Source organism: Sporosarcina pasadenensis (genome assembly GCF_047228845.1).
Taxonomy (GTDB): Bacteria; Bacillota; Bacilli; order Bacillales_A; family Planococcaceae; genus Sporosarcina.
Genome location: NZ_JBFEGM010000022.1, coordinates 1 through 15598, shown reverse-complemented (window position 1 = coordinate 15598; position 15598 = coordinate 1). Strand labels below are relative to the sequence as shown.

Here is a 15598-nt window from a genome sequence, read left to right as displayed (position 1 = left end):
CCCCGGAGTGATGAACCTTCATCCCCGGGGTTTTTATTTTGAAACATTTTCAGTGTCGCTACGTATACAATAAAAGAATAGAAAGAGGTGTTGTGGAAATGAGGGCTCAACCAGCAAACAGGATTTCTCCGAAAGGTTTGAAAGTGTGGCGATTGTACGGCTGGATCCAAACGATCATTCTCGCATTGGTAGCCATCGGGGGCGGTGTGCTCGTATACATATTCGAATGGCCACGGTGGATCTACCCGCTCGAAGCTGTTGTCCTCCTCCTGTTCGCATACTTCATCATCATTTTATTCCCGAAGGTGAGATGGATGAGGTGGCGCTACGAAGTGAGGGAATCGGAAATTGAACTGCAGCACGGGCTTTTCATCGTGAAGAGGACATTGATTCCGATGGTGCGTGTCCAGCACGTCGACACATCGCAAGGACCGATCTTGCGGAAATACGGATTGGCGGAAATCTCGATTTCAACAGCCGCTACGGTCCATACGATCCCTGCGTTGGTCATGGAAGAAGCTGATGAACTGCGCGGCAGGATTTCCGTGCTTGCAAGGGTGGCGGAAGATGATGTCTGAACAGCAACGATATAAACTGCATTGGATCACTGCGGTTATCGAAATGCTCAAAACGTTGAAAGAGGCAATTCTTCCGCTCGTCGTTTTGGTTTTTGCGAATGGATGGAAAGGCGGCGGAACAGGCCTCTGGTACGTCGATTATTTGTCCTTTATCATTTTCGGTGTATTGATCATTAGCTTATTTGTAAGCGGAATTATCAAATGGAAGCGGTTCGAGTATTGGTTTGAGGATGATGAGCTTCGAATTGAATCAGGTTTATTCGTGAAGAAGAAACGGTATATCCCATTCGATCGGATACAAAGCTTGGATTATACGGAGGGGATTTTCCATCGTCCGTTTGGGCTTGTGAAAGTGAAAGTGGAGACAGCGGGCAGTTCCTCCTTGAAGCAAGCGGAAGGGGAATTGACGGCGATTACGAAAGAAGCCGCTAAACGAGTTGAGATCGAAATGGCGGAAGCAAAGAAACGGCAGAGGGAAGTGTCGGTTGTGGAAGGTGAACCGGCGAATCCGATTGAAGAGATGCCGCTGGAAGAGCATTCGAATTTCCGTAAGATCTTCACAATGACGACAAAGGATCTTCTAGTGCTTGCCACGACTTCGGGCGGCGTAGGCGTCATTTTGTCGGGGGTGGCGATCTTCCTTTCGCAGTTTGGAGACTTGCTTCCGTTCGAATGGATGTTTGAGGAGATTTCGGCCTTCATCAAGTTCGGTATGTTAGTCGTAGCGATTGCTGTATTTCTCGCCTTGCTTGGAGTCTGGATACTTTCTGTCGGGATGACGCTCCTTTCCCATTTTAATTTCACAATTGAATTGGATAAGGAAGATATCGTCATTACGAGAGGTTTGTTGGAGAAGAAGAAAGTGACCGTTCCTTTAAAGAGGATCCAAAGTGTCGTAGTCGTTGAGAATCCGTTCAGGAAGCTATTCGGCTATGCCTCAGTAGCGATTCATAGTGCCGGAGGAAGCATTGGCCAAAGCTCGAAAATCAATTTGTTCCCAATCGTGAAAAGGAACAAGGTGGAGTCGTATTTGGAGGAAATCTTCCCTGATCTGCATTTGGAGGAGCCTGCGAATAGGCTTACGATAAAGGGCAGGCCGTTTTATTATCGAATTGACTTCGTATGGATGGTGCCGGTCATCGGCGCGCTCACATACTTCTTTTTCCCGTACGGGTTGTTTTCGCTCGCAATCATTCCTGTCATCATAGCTTTCGGCATGTGGCAGCACCGCTCTGCCGCGTATGATATTATAGATAATCAATTGACGATGCGGTTCAGGGGATTCAGCTTGCAGACAGCGTATATGATGAAAAAACGGATTCAGTCGATGGAAATGAAACAAAGCTATTTCCATAAACGAAAGGGCGTTGCGACGGTCATCGCCAATATTAAATCCGGCATGAGCGTCTTTCACGCAAACGTGCACCATATGGACGTCGAAGAGGCGGAAAAGATTTTGGATTGGTATGAAAAAGGATGGTCTGCGACTGATGAATAAAAAAGCCTGCGAGCGTTCGCAGGCTTTTATCTTTATTCATCTCCAACTTATAATCCGCTTCGGGTGGAAGTAGCTTAGCCCGATGATGAAGCCGACGATCAGCCCTCCGATATGCCCGATGACATTGACGCCGGGTTGGAGGAAGGTCATAATCACGCTAATGACGATGATCGGCAACATGATTTGGCGCAACTGTGGAAAGGCATTTTTCGTGTAATAGACGAGCGCACCGAATGCGCCGAAAATGCCGAATATCGCACCGCTTGCTCCGACGTGGGCAAAATCAGAACCGCCGAGGAAGAAAGAGGCGATGTTGGCGAAAATGCCCGACAGAAGGTAAATCGTCAGGAAGCGCGCCTTGCCGGCAACCCGCTCAAGCTCAGGACCGAAAATGAACAACGAAAACATGTTGAATAGAAGGTGCATCAGCCCGGCATGTAAAAACATCGGGGTGACGAGACGCCACCATTCGCCTTCGGAAATCATGGAATTGATGCCGACACCCATATAATATAAATACCGGCTCCCGTGAATTGGAAGGCCTGTTGCAATGAAAACAAGGATGTTCAATGCAAGTAGAGTGGTTACGAAAGGGTACAGACGGATATACTGGGAAAAGTTCTCTCTTCGAATAAACACATTTTTCACCTTACCTTTGATTTCATTATACATAGTTTATGATCTGATAAGAAGTGCGAACAACTGCCATTAAAACAAGGTATGAAAGGGATGGAGACGATGATAGCAGGAATAGGATTAGATATCGTAGAACTGGAGAGGATCGCCCGGTTGGATGATAGATCGGACAAACTCAGGTTGCGCATCCTGTCAAAAAGAGAGCTGCGGCTGTATGAAGAGCTGCCGCAGCATCGGCAAGTTGAATTTCTAGCAGGACGATTCGCGGCGAAAGAGGCATTTGCAAAAGCGAGAGGGACCGGAATCGGGAAGAACTGCCGTTTCGGACAGGTTGAAATCCTCCCGGAGCCATCGGGGAAGCCGGTATTGTATTTTGACGGTAAGGAAGTGCAGGGCTTCGTTTCCATCACACATACACGTACGGTAGCGGCTGCGCAAGTGATTTTAGAGAAATAAATAAACAAAGTAAACAAGCTAGCATAAATGACTGTCCACTCTCATAAGATGACCTACCCGATTGAAATGAGAAAGGATGAACTGTATGCGCAGCCGAATTTTTGTTTTATTGCTAGTTGCAATCATGACAATGCTAGCAGCTTGTGGATCACCGTCTAAAGAGGATGTCATGAAGAAGCTCAGTGGGAAGTGGAACGAGGCGAAAGGGTATGAATTGCAGGCGACAATGGAAATTAAGACAGGTTCTGAACCGAGAGTGTACGATGTGACTGTATGGCATACGAAACCTGATTTTTACAAAGTCAATGTTTCGCAAGCGGGTAGCCAAGAATCACAAATGATCGTCAGAAACGAAGAAGGCGTCTTTGTCATCACGCCGTCACTCGGAAAAACGTATAAGTTCCAAAGCGATTGGCCGACGCAAAACAGCATGCCGTACTTGATCGGCACTTTATCGGACGACATCAAGGCGGATAAGAATTCCACGATGCAAGAAAAGGATAAGACGTATATATTCGAAACGGCATCAAGGAATAACCATAAGAAAGTCCTTCCGACGCAGCAAATCCATATTGATAAGAAAACATTGCTGCCGAAGTACGTATCCGTCATGGATGAAAACAAGGAAGAAAAAATTCGTGTGACGTTCAATAAGATCACACTTGGCGTAGAGCGCAAGGCATCCGATTATGCAGTCGATATGGAAGGGAACCAGCCGGAGAAAAAACCGCAATCGACAAATGAAGGCTTGGCAGGCACGATGAAATACTATCCGAACTTGGATTGGGAAGGAACAATCCTTGAAGAGGAAATGGTCGCTACAGAAAACGGAACTAGATTTTTCACGACATTCGGCGGCGGAGACAAGGAATTTGTTGTCGTTCAGGAGCCAGCGGGAACTCCGGACAATCAATTGCCGGTGTCCATCGAAGGAGATCCGGTCGACCTTGGCTTCACTGTGGCGGCATTGACGGGTAATTCAATCCGTTGGGAACAAGATGGGGTGTCGTTCTTCGTTGCATCGTCCACATTGACGCCTGACGAGCTGATTGAAGTTGCATCTTCCATGTCTCCCGAAGATTCGAAATAAGATGTAATTGATTTGACGTAGAAAGCGTAGAGGATTGATAATAGATGCATCACGAGAAAAACGAGGGGTTCAAATGGAACATTATCGTCCTACTAAAGCGATCGTCAATTTGCTAGCGATACAAGAGAATATAAAGAATTTGAAGCAATATTTGCCTCACCATACATCCGTCATAGCCGTCGTGAAAGCGGACGGCTATGGGCATGGGGAGGTAGAAGTGGCACGTGCCGCAATCGATGCGGGGGCCAGGATGGTGTCGGTGGCGACACCTGACGAGGCCATACGTTTGCGTGAAGGAGGCATTACTGCCGATATCCTCGTCATGGGCCCATCTCCGGTTAATTTTGCGGAAAAGGCCGCGGAACTTGGAATCCATGTCACTGTTTTTGATGCCGAATGGCTTCGTCAAGCAATCGGGATGTTGGAGGGAGTAGGTCACCCGTTGAACGTCCATGTGAAAATTGACAGCGGCATGGGCCGGATCGGTCTTCGGGATGAAGCTGCACTTCAGGAAATCGTTGAAGTGATCGACAGGACAACTACTATCCGTCTTGAAGGGGCATTTACTCATTTCGCGTGTGCGGATGAGGAGGATTCCAGCAAAACGAAGGAGCAATTCAATCAGTTCATGGAACTGGTAGGCAAGCTCCCGCAAAGACCGCCGCTCGTTCATGCTTCGAACAGCGCAGCCACTTTGCTTTATCCGGAATATGCACTTGATGCCGTCCGTTTTGGCATCAGTCTTTATGGCATCGCTCCTTCGACATATGTCGGGAAGAAATTGCCGTTTGAATTGAAGAAAGCGATCACGATTGAAACCGAATTGGCTTACGTCAAAAAGCTTGAAAAGGGCAGCGCAGTCAGCTACGGAGCAACATATGTAACTGAGCAGGATGAATGGATCGGCACGTTGCCGGTCGGCTATGCGGATGGCTTGAAACGTGGACTTCGCGGCCAGGAAGTGTTAATTGCCGGCGAACGGATGCCGATCGTCGGAACGATTTGCATGGACCAATGCATGGTGAAGCTGCCGCGCGAATTGCAGGTCGGAGAAAAGGTGACGTTGATCGGTCGACAAGGCGACGAGGAAATCACGATGGAGGAATGGGCGGACCTTATCGGGACAATCCCGTACGAAATCGCGGTTACAATTGGAAAACGCATACCGAGAATATATTGAACCTCACATGGATAAGATGTATACTGTTCCAACTTTCGACAAATGACCATAAAATTTGAAGATTCTTGTCAATAAAAATCCTTCTTTGTCTTCTCATTGTCGAAGTTCAATGGTAAGATAGATTTTGAATAGAATCGATCGAGGGAACGGGGTCTGTCGGAGGTGCTAGAATTGCGAGAGAAAGACATAAAAATCGTAAAAGTATCTAAAGGGAATGAAATTGAACATACGGCCGTCCATCAGGAGCCGGAGCGTGGAGAATTCGTTTATGTTTCAACGAAGAGGTATATGACTGATCATGAAGCGGATACGATCCGCGAAGCGATGATGATCGGCTACGTTGAAATGTCGCAAATCAACTTACGAATTGCAAAGGAATGCTTGCATGCGGAACTCGAAGCCCAGCATACGGTGGAACGTCTCGTAAGCGGAGGATGAAAAGTTGGCAATAAAACGTGGGGACGTCTTTTTTGCAGACCTGTCACCCGTCGTTGGTTCCGAACAGGGAGGGACGAGACCGGTACTGGTCATCCAGAACGACATTGGCAACCGGTTCAGTCCGACAGTGATCGTTGCAGCGATCACTGCGCAAATCCAAAAGGCAAAATTGCCGACACATGTTGAAATTGATGCGGAGCGTTATGGGTTCGAGCGGGATTCCGTGATTCTGCTCGAACAAGTCCGCACAATCGACAAGTCGAGGCTGACGGATAAGATCACCCATTTGGATGAACCATTGATGGAAAAGGTGGACGAAGCGCTAGAAATAAGCTTCGGGTTAGTTAAATTTTAATACATATGTAAAAGCACTGCGGACCTCGACTTCCGGAGTGTTTTTTTGTTTTGTACGGATGTTTTGGAGCGTGTGCAGATGCAGGCAGAGCGAGGCGGTTATGCGCCAATTTTGCGGATTATGCGTCGTTTTTGGAAATTATGCGTATGTGGAGCCGTTTATGCGGCTTTATGGCGATTTATGAGTTTTTCTAGCGATTTATGCGTGTTTCCCTAAGTTTATGCGTATATCTTCCGCAGAGTATACCGAGTGTGATGGCATAATTGAAATAGATGTCCTAAACTATTTTTTTCTGTACAATGGAAGCATGGGATTTTCAATTTGGCGAGGAGGCGTATGAACGGATGGATAAATTAATGGTAGAAAGCATCAATCAGAACATGGATGAAATCATCGGCCGTTGGATAACGAGGATGAAGGAAGAAAAGGGAGAACGCTTTTTCCACTTCATGCCTGAACATCTTGTCGAAAAAACGAGCAGGGAATTCGCAGTGCTAATGACTTCCAATATTACCGAATCATCCACTGCACATACCGAAAAGATCAGCGACTTCACAGAGAAAATCGTACGGTTCGGGTGGGCAATCAAATTCGTGAACAAGGCGATCGACAACTTTTCAGATGTCGTATTCGAATTTCTTGAGGAGAAGGAGATCATCAACGGGGACAACCTGAGAACTTTCGTTTCCATATTCCGAAACTGGATCAATCCTCTCCGGGAAAGTATTATCGATGCCTATTCGACGGAATGGGAAAGGACTGTCAGCTTGCAGAAGATCGCCTTGCAAGAGTTGTCAGCGTCGTTAATTCCGGTATTTGACAAAATTTCTGTCATGCCTCTTGTTGGAACGATCGACACGGAACGCGCGAAGTTGATTATGGAGAACCTTCTGGAAGGTGTGGTGAGTCAGCGGGCTGAAATGGTTCTGCTCGACATTACCGGCGTTCCGGTCGTGGATACGATGGTTGCGCATCATATTATTCAGGCGGCGGAAGCGGTACGTCTTGTCGGAGCAAAATGTATGCTTGTCGGCATACGGCCTGAAATCGCTCAGACGATTGTCGCTCTTGGTATCGACCTGAATGAATTCACGACGAAAAGCACATTGCAACGGGGAATGCAGGCGGCTTTGGGAATGACAAACCGAGCAATCGTGGAGGTGGAAGCAAATTGAATGCACGCATACCTATTTTGAAATTGAATGAAGTACTCATCGTTTCGATCCAGTGGGAACTGGATGATCAGACAGCTATTCAATTTCAAGAAGACCTGTTGAATAAAATGCATGAAACTGCCGCTCTCGGAGTTGTAATCGACTTGACACCGATTGATTTCATTGATTCCTTTATCGCAAAAGTATTGGGGGATGTGATCAATATGACAGGATTGATGGGCGCGAAAGTCGTAATCACTGGTATACAGCCTGCGGTCGCCATTACATTGATCGAGCTCGGAATCCGTTTGAGCAATGTAATGACTGCGCTAGACTTGGAAAACGGTTTGGATAAACTTTATAAAGAATTGGAGGCCTGAAAATGGATCTTAGGTCTTCTGTAGAGATAATTACGGAATGGGATATCGTAGCTGCAAGGCAGTTAGGGCGTAACGAAGCAAAGAAGGCCGGTTTCGGAACTGTCGACCAAGCTCGCATCACGACTGCAATCAGTGAGTTGGCGAGGAACATTTATCTGTATGCAGGAAAAGGGAAGATTGAGATTGAAAGGGTATCGGAGGGCGGGCTGTTCGGTATCAAGATCATTGCATCGGATGAAGGACCGGGTATCCCGGATCTGCGACAAGTGATGGAAGACGGATTTTCAACATCGGGCGGCCTCGGAGCGGGAATGCCTGGGGTGAAGCGGCTCATGGATGAATTCAAAGTCGAATCGGAACCGGGAGCTGGAACGGTTATTACAACTAGAAAATGGCTTCATTAAGGAGGTGATAGTGAATGCCACAAGAAGTCGGCAGGCAGTATAAGGAAATAATGAAAAAGTATTTGGAGAGCCATAGCGAAGAGGATCTCTATGTAGGGCAACAGTTCAGTAGGCGCTTCATAGAAAAAGAGATCGCGCCGGAAGATGTAATCAGCATACACAAAAACGCATTATTCGAGCTTCACCCTGAATTGCGGAACGAAGTGTGGGATTCACTGGACTTCCTGATTGAAATGATGATCCACTACGGCCTTACATTGCGAGAGCATCAAAGCCTCATTCAAAAACAAGAAGCGATCCAAATGGAGATGAACGTCGCGACGAAAGTGCAGGACACGCTTCTGAAAACGAAGATGCCGTGCGTCGGCGGACTGGATGTAGGGTATATCTCTCAGCCTGCTAAACAGATGAACGGCGATTACGTCTATTTCCTGAATAAGAAGAACGAATCGGGCGTTGCCGTGGCAGATGTAATCGGCAAAGGGATTCCTGCGGCGTTATGCATGTCCATGATCAAATTCGGCATGGACGGCTTGCCTGACGGAAATACGAGTCCTCGAAACGTGCTCGGCATCATTAATCGAATTGTGGAGAAGAGCGTTGACGACTCGATGTTCATTTCAATGTTTTATGGGAAGTACAATGCTGAAGATACGACATTCTCCTACGCTTCTGCAGGCCATGAACCGGCATTGCATTTCGATAGCAGAACTGGGGTGTTTTCCGAATTGGATGCGAAGGGATTGCTTCTCGGTGTCAAACCCGTTGCAGAATATGAGGAGCGTTCGGTCGTATTGAACGACGGGGACTTCATCGCCATGATGACGGACGGCGTTACCGAAACGAGGACCGAAAATGGATTCATAGATATGAATTCGATTCAGAACTTGCTTCATGACGTGAAAGACAAAACCGCACAGCAAATTGCGGAACATGTATACCAGCATCTTTCGGAACTCCAAAACTATCGATTGGGCGACGACTTTACAATTGTCATTTTCAAAAAAGAGCCGGAACAGGTTTAATCTTTTGAGTGACGGGTATGTAAGGATGTAGTGTATTATCTAATACAAATATCGAGAGTCGGGGTGCAGAAATGAATTTACAAGTTGAGTTACTAGAAGAAAATAGTGTTCAATATTTCAAGGTTGTCGGGGAAATAGATGCATTCACGGCACCTGTTCTAAAGGAACGCCTGGCGGCTGTTGAAAATGTCCAAGGCTTGAAGGCTGAGTTGGACCTATCCGAAGTGGATTATATGGATAGTACAGGCCTCGGTGTTTTTGTCGGTTTTTATAAGGCTGTCTCCGCAAACGGCGGACATGTGAAGATAACGGGCTTGAACAAACGATTGAACCGCCTGTTTGAAATTACCGGTCTGAATGAAATTATCGATACTGAACAGAAGGAAAGTGAGGACCATAATGCAACATTATGATTATATAGAAATAAAGATACCCGCAAAAGCCCAATATGTCGGTGTTGCAAGATTGATGATATCAGGAATCGCAAGTCGCCAAGGCTTTACATACGATGACATCGAAGACTTGAAAATCGCTTCGAGTGAAGCAATTACAAACGCTGTCCAGCATGCTTACGGTGAAGGTGAAGATGGAGAAGTCGTCGTCGGATGTGCCTTATATGAAGAGCGGTTGGAAATCATGATTGCGGATCACGGAGCGAGTTTCGATTTTGAAGAAACGAAAAAACATATCGGACCATATAGCGACACATCAGATGCTCGTTTCCTCCGCGAAGGGGGTCTTGGGCTTTATTTGATGGAGACGCTCATGGATGAAGTGAAATTTCATCACGAGGAGGGCGTGACGGTCTTTATGACCAAATATCTCGGCAGAGAGCGGGGCGAAGAAGATGTCAAACGAACAGCCAACTCATAAGCCGGATACGAAAGAGAAAGTGTTGGAATGGATCAGGCAATACCAAGAGACGAATGATGATGAAGCGCAGACGAATCTCGTCCTTCATTATGAACGGCTCGTCCATTCCATCGCCCGCAAATATTCAAACGGGAAACCGTATCATGAAGATATCGTACAAGTCGGTATGCTCGGACTCCTCGGAGCAATCCGCCGATATGACCCGGAACTCGGTCGCAGCTTTGAAGCTTTTGCCGTACCGACAATCGTCGGTGAGATCAAAAGGTTCCTGCGAGATAAAACATGGGCCGTCCACGTTCCTAGGCGCATCAAGGAGCTCGGTCCGAAAATCAAGGCGGCGGTTGAGACGCTAACGGTTGAAATGCAGCGTTCTCCGCTCGTTAGTGAAATAGCGGAATACTTGGATACCGACGAAGAATTGATTCTAGAAGCGATGGAGATGGGAAGGAGCTATCAAGCACTTTCGATGGACCATACGCTCGAAGCCGATTCGGAAGGCGGTACAGTAACCTTGTTCGATATTATTGGAGAATCGGATGACGGATATGAGAGAACAGACCATCGACTCGTCGTGGCCAATGCGCTCAAAGTGTTGTCGGAACGCGAAAAGCAGATTATCCAATATACATACATCGAGCAAATGAGCCAAAAGGAGGCGGGGGAACGTCTCGGTATTTCGCAAATGCACGTCTCTAGACTGCAGCGGAAAGCAATTAAGAAACTTCAAGAAGCCATAATGGCAGCCGGTGGTGCATCGTAGTGGAGATGTTCAAAAATGATCATGTAGAGGCGTACGTTTATAATGCGGCGAAGCATGGCAATATGGAATCGGGGGATACGTACTACATCCATTCCGAAAAGGATTACTTCATTTGCGCAATTGCCGATGGTTTGGGCAATGGCGTAGTTGCAAGGCAATCCGCGGAAGTCATCCCTGAAGTACTAGGGCGCTATCATCACGAATCTCTTGATGAACTGCTGAGCCGCTGCAATGAATACATGGTGCAGAAACGTGGAGCGGCCGTAGCGATCGTGCGTGTGAATTATAAGGAAGGCACGATTGAATACAGCTGTGTCGGAAACGTCAGGCTGTACATTCTACACGGCCGCGAAAAGATGATCTATCCTCTGCCGGTCATGGGGTATTTATCGGGAAGACCGCAAAAAATGAACACTCAAAAATACAAGTACGAAGTAGGCGATCTGTTTTTCCTTCATTCGGACGGCATCACGTTGAATAGCCCGAAAGCAAGCTTGAAGCAGAGTTCCAACGCCTATGACTTGTACAATATCGTAAAAGAAACGGCCCAATCTGGCGACGACGCCACATTCATCGCCGGTAGCCTGCTTCAGTAAATTGAAGCAGGTTTTTTCATTTACATAGAGATGGAGTAAGAACACCGATCAATGGTAAACTTAAAAGAACTAAGAAAGGGTGGGAATGAATGACGGATAAACTAATAGCAGCAACAGCCAAAAGAGCATCGATCAGTACGAAGCAAACCGCCAATGTCATCTCTCTTCTTGATGAAGGCAATACGGTCCCTTTCATCGCGCGATACCGGAAAGAAGCGACCGGCTCCCTCGATGAAGTGGAAATCAAGGCAATCGAAGATGCGTACCATTATGAAAAAGGGCTTGAACAACGGAAAGAGGAAGTCATCCGATTAATAGAAGAGCAAGGAAAACTGACGGATGAACTGAAGAAGGAAATCGAATCAGCAACGGTTTTGCAGAGGGTTGAAGATCTATACAGACCATACAAGCAGAAGAGACGCACCCGAGCGATGATTGCGATTGAAAGCGGACTTGAACCGCTGGCGGACAAGTTGATGAAATTCGGTCCGGAAAAGCCGGAAGACCTTGCCTTATCTTACGTGAATGAAGAGAAAACAATCGCATCCGTCGACGAGGCGCTAGCGGGAGCCCGCGATATACTTGCGGAGCGGATAGCGGACGACGCTGCACTCCGTGAAAGTGTGCGGAAGCTTGCATGGTCAGACGGGCAAATGGCTGCAACACTCCGAAAAGGCGCCGAAGATGAACGTGGTGTCTATGAAATGTACTACGAATATGAGGAACCGTTGAAAAAGATCGTCCCTCACCGTGTTCTTGCTTTAAACAGGGGAGAAAAAGAAGAGGTTCTCCGTGTCGGCGTTACATTCCCGACCGAGAGAATCGTTGGGATGCTTGAACGCGAATTGATTAAAAAACAGCATTCCCCATCAGCCGTGCATGTGAAAGAGGCGACGGAAGATGCATTCAAACGGCTAATCGCCCCATCTGTCGAGCGGGAAATTAGAACGGCCCTGACAGAAAAGGCGGAAGCCCAAGCAATCCACGTATTCTCGGAAAACTTGAAGAGTCTTCTATTACAGCCGCCGCTAAAAGGCAGGATGGTGTTAGGCGTCGATCCGGCATTTCGGACTGGCTGTAAACTGGCGGTCATTGACGAAACAGGGAAAATGCTTGAAGTATCGGTCATTTATCCCCACCCTCCGAAAGCGAATAAGGAAGCTTCGAAGAAAACGATTCTTTCAATACTTACGAAATACAATATACCCATCATTGCAATCGGTAACGGAACAGCATCAAGGGAAACGGAAAAATTCATTGCGGACTGTATCAAGGAAGCGAAGGACCCAGTTGCATACGTCATCGTCAATGAAGCGGGGGCAAGCGTCTACTCGGCTTCGGCCCAGGCGCGGGAAGAATTCCCTGATCTACAGGTCGAACAGCGGAGCGCGGTTTCTATCGCTCGAAGATTGCAGGATCCGTTGTCCGAACTCGTGAAAATCGATCCCGAATCTATCGGAGTAGGACAATACCAGCATGACGTCGCACGGAAGAAACTGTCCGAGTCGCTGTCATTCGTCGTCGAAACGGCAGTGAACCGGGTAGGCGTGAACGTGAATACAGCATCTTCTTCATTGCTGCAATACGTGGCGGGCCTCTCTAAGACGGTTGCAGAAAACATCGTCAAGGCGCGTGAAGAGGACGGGCTGTTCCAAAAACGGACCCAGCTGAAGAAAGTACCGCGTCTCGGCGCGAAGACATATGAGCAGGCGATCGGGTTCCTCCGCATCCCGGAAGCGAAAGATCGATTCGACTCGACTGGGCTCCATCCTGAAAGCTATACGATTGCGGAACAAGTGCTAGCGGAAGCTGGAGTGGACAAGAACCTATTAGGGAAGGAAGAGGCGGTTGAAGCCTTATCCGCATTGGATGTTCGTTCGCTTGCGGAGAAACTGGATATCGGCGAAGTGACATTGCGCGATATTATCGACACGTTGAAGCGCCCGAACCGCGATCCGCGTGACGACTATCCGCAACCACTATTGAAAGCGGACGTCCTCGACATTAAAGACTTATATGAAGGAATCGAAATGCAAGGGACCGTCCGGAACGTCGTCGACTTCGGAGCATTCGTCGATATCGGTGTATCGGAAGACGGACTCGTCCACATTTCGAAATTGAAAAAAGGATTCGTCAAGCACCCGCTCGACGTAGTCGCTTCCGGCGACATCGTAACTGTCTGGGTGGAAGGCGTAGATAAAAACAAAGGAAGAATCTCGCTGACGATGATTCCGCCAAAAGGGAATTGAGCCGCAAACGTGAAAACCGGTATGGAACAACGTGAACTGCAGCAACTCGTCCAACGACTATCTATAGAAGCTTTCGGAAAACCGTTCAGACACGAAGCCTGTTTCAACGCCCGCCTCAGAACGACAGGCGGGCGCTATAAACTGCTCGACGGCTCCATTGAAATCAACCCGGCTGTCCTCGAACTCTACGAGATGGAAGAACTCATCGGCATCATTAAGCACGAGCTATGCCATTATCATCTCCATCAAGAGGGGAGAGGATATCGACACGGAGACGCAGACTTTAAAAAGCTATTGAAAGAAACCGGCTCGCCGAGATATTGCAAGCCGCTAGGGAAGGCGAACAGCAAACCGCAGAAGATTCATCTCTATCAATGCAAGTCTTGTCGATTGGAATATAAGCGAAGAAGGAAAATGGATGTGCGGAAATATCGATGCGGCAAATGCGCCGGCGAAATTACCCTCCTTCAAAATTGAAAGGCTGCTGTCGGTGTGAATAACCGACAGCAGCCTTTTTGCATTTGTATAATGCTAATACGCATAAAACCAGTTAACTGCACATAAATTTGTTTACATGCGCATAAAACTGTCGAATGACGCATAAATCAAATCACATACGTATAAAGTTTGCGAGTAGCGCATAAATGCCTTTAATCACGCAAAAAAGCGTTTATGCGTTTTTACTATACAGTCCAGACGATTCCCTCTAAGATCAAGAGAAATTCTTCTCTAGATAAAGTTCAAAACGAATGAAACCGACCAATAACGTATATTACGAAGTGAGGAGAACATAGTAAATAAGCGCTTTTACTCGACTACGGAAAAATAATTCAATAAAACTGTTGACGAATGGATAATGAGTGTCTATAATAGGAAAAGTCGATTAGGGAATGACATTAAAACAAATTGAACTTCCTACTCGAATTAATAAAACGGCCCCTTGGTCAAGCGGTTAAGACACCGCCCTTTCACGGCGGTAACACGGGTTCGAATCCCGTAGGGGTCACCAACTTTTTAATGTATAACTTCCATGTTTATGTTCATAGTAAAGAGGGTAACGAAATAAACGCCTTGATACACATGGAGATTAATTAAATCGTTGGGGTATAGCCAAGCGGTAAGGCAACGGACTTTGACTCCGTCATTCGTTGGTTCGAATCCAGCTACCCCAGCCATTCATTTTTTTCGCTCCACGAAAAAATGAATTGCGAGCTATACCGATAGGTATTGCGAGCAAAACAAGTTTTTATAATCAAGCTCTCTTCCTTAAAGGAATTAGGAGCAAATGATTTCAAAGCAAAGCACAATGCAATGTCTTCACATAAAAGGATCTCATACCTTAACAACAAGACATCACATCTAAGTACGAGCCATTAGCTCAGTTGGTAGAGCATCTGACTTTTAATCAGAGGGTCGCAGGTTCGAATCCTGCATGGCTCACCATTTCTTTTAAAAAACTATTGACTTCTTTATTGAGAGTTGTATAATAAAGTGTGTCGCGAATAATGCGGTAGTGGCGGAATGGCAGACGCGCTAGGTTGAGGGCCTAGTGGGGGTTAACCCCGTGGAGGTTCAAGTCCTCTTTACCGCACCAAATACCTTATAAAAACCGAGCGCCCGTAGCTCAATTGGATAGAGCGTCTGACTACGGATCAGAAGGTTATGGGTTCGACTCCTGTCGGGCGCGCCAAATTTCATATGCGGGTGTAGTTTAGTGGTAAAACCTCAGCCTTCCAAGCTGATGATGAGGGTTCGATTCCCTTCACCCGCTCCAATTATTCTTTTATAAAAACGCTTGACGCGTTTGAAAGAGTATGTTACATTAAGAAGGTCGCTAAAAGAGGCGACTAAATGAACCTTGAAAACTGAACAGCAAAACGTCAACAAATAAAGTCTTGCAACCGACCCTGTCGGTGAAAAGACAAA

18 protein-coding genes and 6 tRNA genes are annotated in these 15598 nt (G+C 46.9%); 23 read left to right on the top strand and 1 reads right to left on the bottom strand.

From position 1 onward, the window contains the following. Nucleotides 1-98 precede the first annotated feature (98 nt). Nucleotides 99-578: a PH domain-containing protein gene (locus tag AB1K89_RS17855; RefSeq protein WP_413056032.1), complete on the top strand. Its 480-nt coding sequence runs from the start codon at nucleotides 99-101 to the stop codon at nucleotides 576-578. Next, a complete protein-coding gene (locus AB1K89_RS17850) occupies nucleotides 568-2076 on the top strand; it encodes a PH domain-containing protein (RefSeq protein WP_413056031.1) in 1509 nt (502 codons plus the stop codon). The genes AB1K89_RS17855 and AB1K89_RS17850 overlap by 11 nt, the downstream gene beginning before the upstream one ends. A 36-nt stretch (nucleotides 2077-2112) precedes the next feature. Here the strand turns inward: AB1K89_RS17850 and AB1K89_RS17845 are convergent, their stop codons facing one another. Then, nucleotides 2113-2715 (bottom strand): rhomboid family intramembrane serine protease, encoded by a 603-nt coding sequence (locus AB1K89_RS17845; protein ID WP_413056030.1) that lies wholly within the window; start codon nucleotides 2713-2715, stop codon nucleotides 2113-2115. Between the two features lie 99 nt (nucleotides 2716-2814). Here AB1K89_RS17845 and acpS point away from each other — a divergent pair, with 99 nt between their 5' ends. The 21 genes from acpS (at nucleotide 2815) to AB1K89_RS17740 (ending at nucleotide 15446) form a co-directional block, all read left to right on the top strand. Further along, entirely contained in the window at nucleotides 2815-3168 is a 354-nt protein-coding gene (gene acpS / locus AB1K89_RS17840) for a holo-ACP synthase (protein WP_413056029.1), read from the top strand. A gap of 85 nt (nucleotides 3169-3253) precedes the next feature. Continuing rightward, entirely contained in the window at nucleotides 3254-4258 is a 1005-nt protein-coding gene (locus tag AB1K89_RS17835) for a LolA family protein (RefSeq protein WP_413056028.1), read from the top strand. Nucleotides 4259-4331: 73 nt separating this feature from the next. Then, the gene (gene alr, locus AB1K89_RS17830; RefSeq protein WP_413056027.1) at nucleotides 4332-5438 is read left to right on the top strand and encodes an alanine racemase; all 1107 of its coding nucleotides are present in this window, start codon (nucleotides 4332-4334) and stop codon (nucleotides 5436-5438) included. 171 nt (nucleotides 5439-5609) lie between these two features. Next, nucleotides 5610-5876, top strand: coding sequence for a transcriptional regulator (locus tag AB1K89_RS17825; RefSeq protein WP_305880114.1), 267 nt, complete (start codon nucleotides 5610-5612; stop codon nucleotides 5874-5876). Between the two features lie 4 nt (nucleotides 5877-5880). Continuing rightward, nucleotides 5881-6231, top strand: coding sequence for a type II toxin-antitoxin system PemK/MazF family toxin (locus AB1K89_RS17820; RefSeq protein ID WP_060205884.1), 351 nt, complete (start codon nucleotides 5881-5883; stop codon nucleotides 6229-6231). Between the two features lie 344 nt (nucleotides 6232-6575). Next, nucleotides 6576-7406 carry an RsbT co-antagonist protein RsbRA gene (locus AB1K89_RS17815; RefSeq protein WP_413056026.1) on the top strand — a complete coding sequence of 277 codons (831 nt, stop codon included), beginning with the start codon at nucleotides 6576-6578 and terminating at the stop codon, nucleotides 7404-7406. Then, a complete protein-coding gene (locus tag AB1K89_RS17810) occupies nucleotides 7403-7765 on the top strand; it encodes an STAS domain-containing protein (RefSeq protein ID WP_252504524.1) in 363 nt (120 codons plus the stop codon). The genes AB1K89_RS17815 and AB1K89_RS17810 overlap by 4 nt, the downstream gene beginning before the upstream one ends. A 2-nt stretch (nucleotides 7766-7767) precedes the next feature. Beyond that, nucleotides 7768-8169 (top strand): anti-sigma regulatory factor, encoded by a 402-nt coding sequence (locus AB1K89_RS17805; RefSeq protein WP_413056025.1) that lies wholly within the window; start codon nucleotides 7768-7770, stop codon nucleotides 8167-8169. Between the two features lie 14 nt (nucleotides 8170-8183). After that, nucleotides 8184-9194: a PP2C family protein-serine/threonine phosphatase gene (locus AB1K89_RS17800; RefSeq protein ID WP_413056024.1), complete on the top strand. Its 1011-nt coding sequence runs from the start codon at nucleotides 8184-8186 to the stop codon at nucleotides 9192-9194. Nucleotides 9195-9265: 71 nt separating this feature from the next. After that, the gene (locus AB1K89_RS17795) at nucleotides 9266-9607 is read left to right on the top strand and encodes an anti-sigma factor antagonist (protein WP_413056023.1); all 342 of its coding nucleotides are present in this window, start codon (nucleotides 9266-9268) and stop codon (nucleotides 9605-9607) included. Beyond that, the gene (gene rsbW / locus AB1K89_RS17790) at nucleotides 9594-10067 is read left to right on the top strand and encodes an anti-sigma B factor RsbW (protein WP_305880113.1); all 474 of its coding nucleotides are present in this window, start codon (nucleotides 9594-9596) and stop codon (nucleotides 10065-10067) included. Before AB1K89_RS17795 ends, rsbW begins: the two co-directional genes overlap by 14 nt. Further along, nucleotides 10042-10827, top strand: coding sequence for an RNA polymerase sigma factor SigB (sigB, locus tag AB1K89_RS17785; protein WP_413056022.1), 786 nt, complete (start codon nucleotides 10042-10044; stop codon nucleotides 10825-10827). The genes rsbW and sigB overlap by 26 nt, the downstream gene beginning before the upstream one ends. Before the next feature lie 5 nt (nucleotides 10828-10832). Continuing rightward, entirely contained in the window at nucleotides 10833-11423 is a 591-nt protein-coding gene (locus tag AB1K89_RS17780; protein WP_413056044.1) for a PP2C family serine/threonine-protein phosphatase, read from the top strand. An 89-nt stretch (nucleotides 11424-11512) separates the two neighbouring features. Next, entirely contained in the window at nucleotides 11513-13672 is a 2160-nt protein-coding gene (locus AB1K89_RS17775) for a Tex family protein (RefSeq protein ID WP_413056021.1), read from the top strand. A 21-nt stretch (nucleotides 13673-13693) separates the two neighbouring features. After that, on the top strand, nucleotides 13694-14149 hold the full coding sequence (locus tag AB1K89_RS17770; protein WP_413056043.1) for a SprT family protein: 456 nt from the start codon (nucleotides 13694-13696) through the stop codon (nucleotides 14147-14149). A gap of 457 nt (nucleotides 14150-14606) precedes the next feature. Further along, nucleotides 14607-14681 (top strand) — tRNA-Glu (locus AB1K89_RS17765). Between the two features lie 91 nt (nucleotides 14682-14772). Beyond that, nucleotides 14773-14847 (top strand) — tRNA-Gln (locus AB1K89_RS17760). A 192-nt stretch (nucleotides 14848-15039) separates the two neighbouring features. Beyond that, nucleotides 15040-15115, top strand: a tRNA-Lys gene (locus AB1K89_RS17755). Between the two features lie 64 nt (nucleotides 15116-15179). After that, nucleotides 15180-15266 (top strand) — tRNA-Leu (locus AB1K89_RS17750). A 19-nt stretch (nucleotides 15267-15285) separates the two neighbouring features. After that, a tRNA-Arg gene (locus AB1K89_RS17745) sits at nucleotides 15286-15362 on the top strand. 10 nt (nucleotides 15363-15372) lie between these two features. After that, nucleotides 15373-15446: transfer RNA gene (locus AB1K89_RS17740), tRNA-Gly, on the top strand. Nucleotides 15447-15598 lie beyond the last annotated feature (152 nt).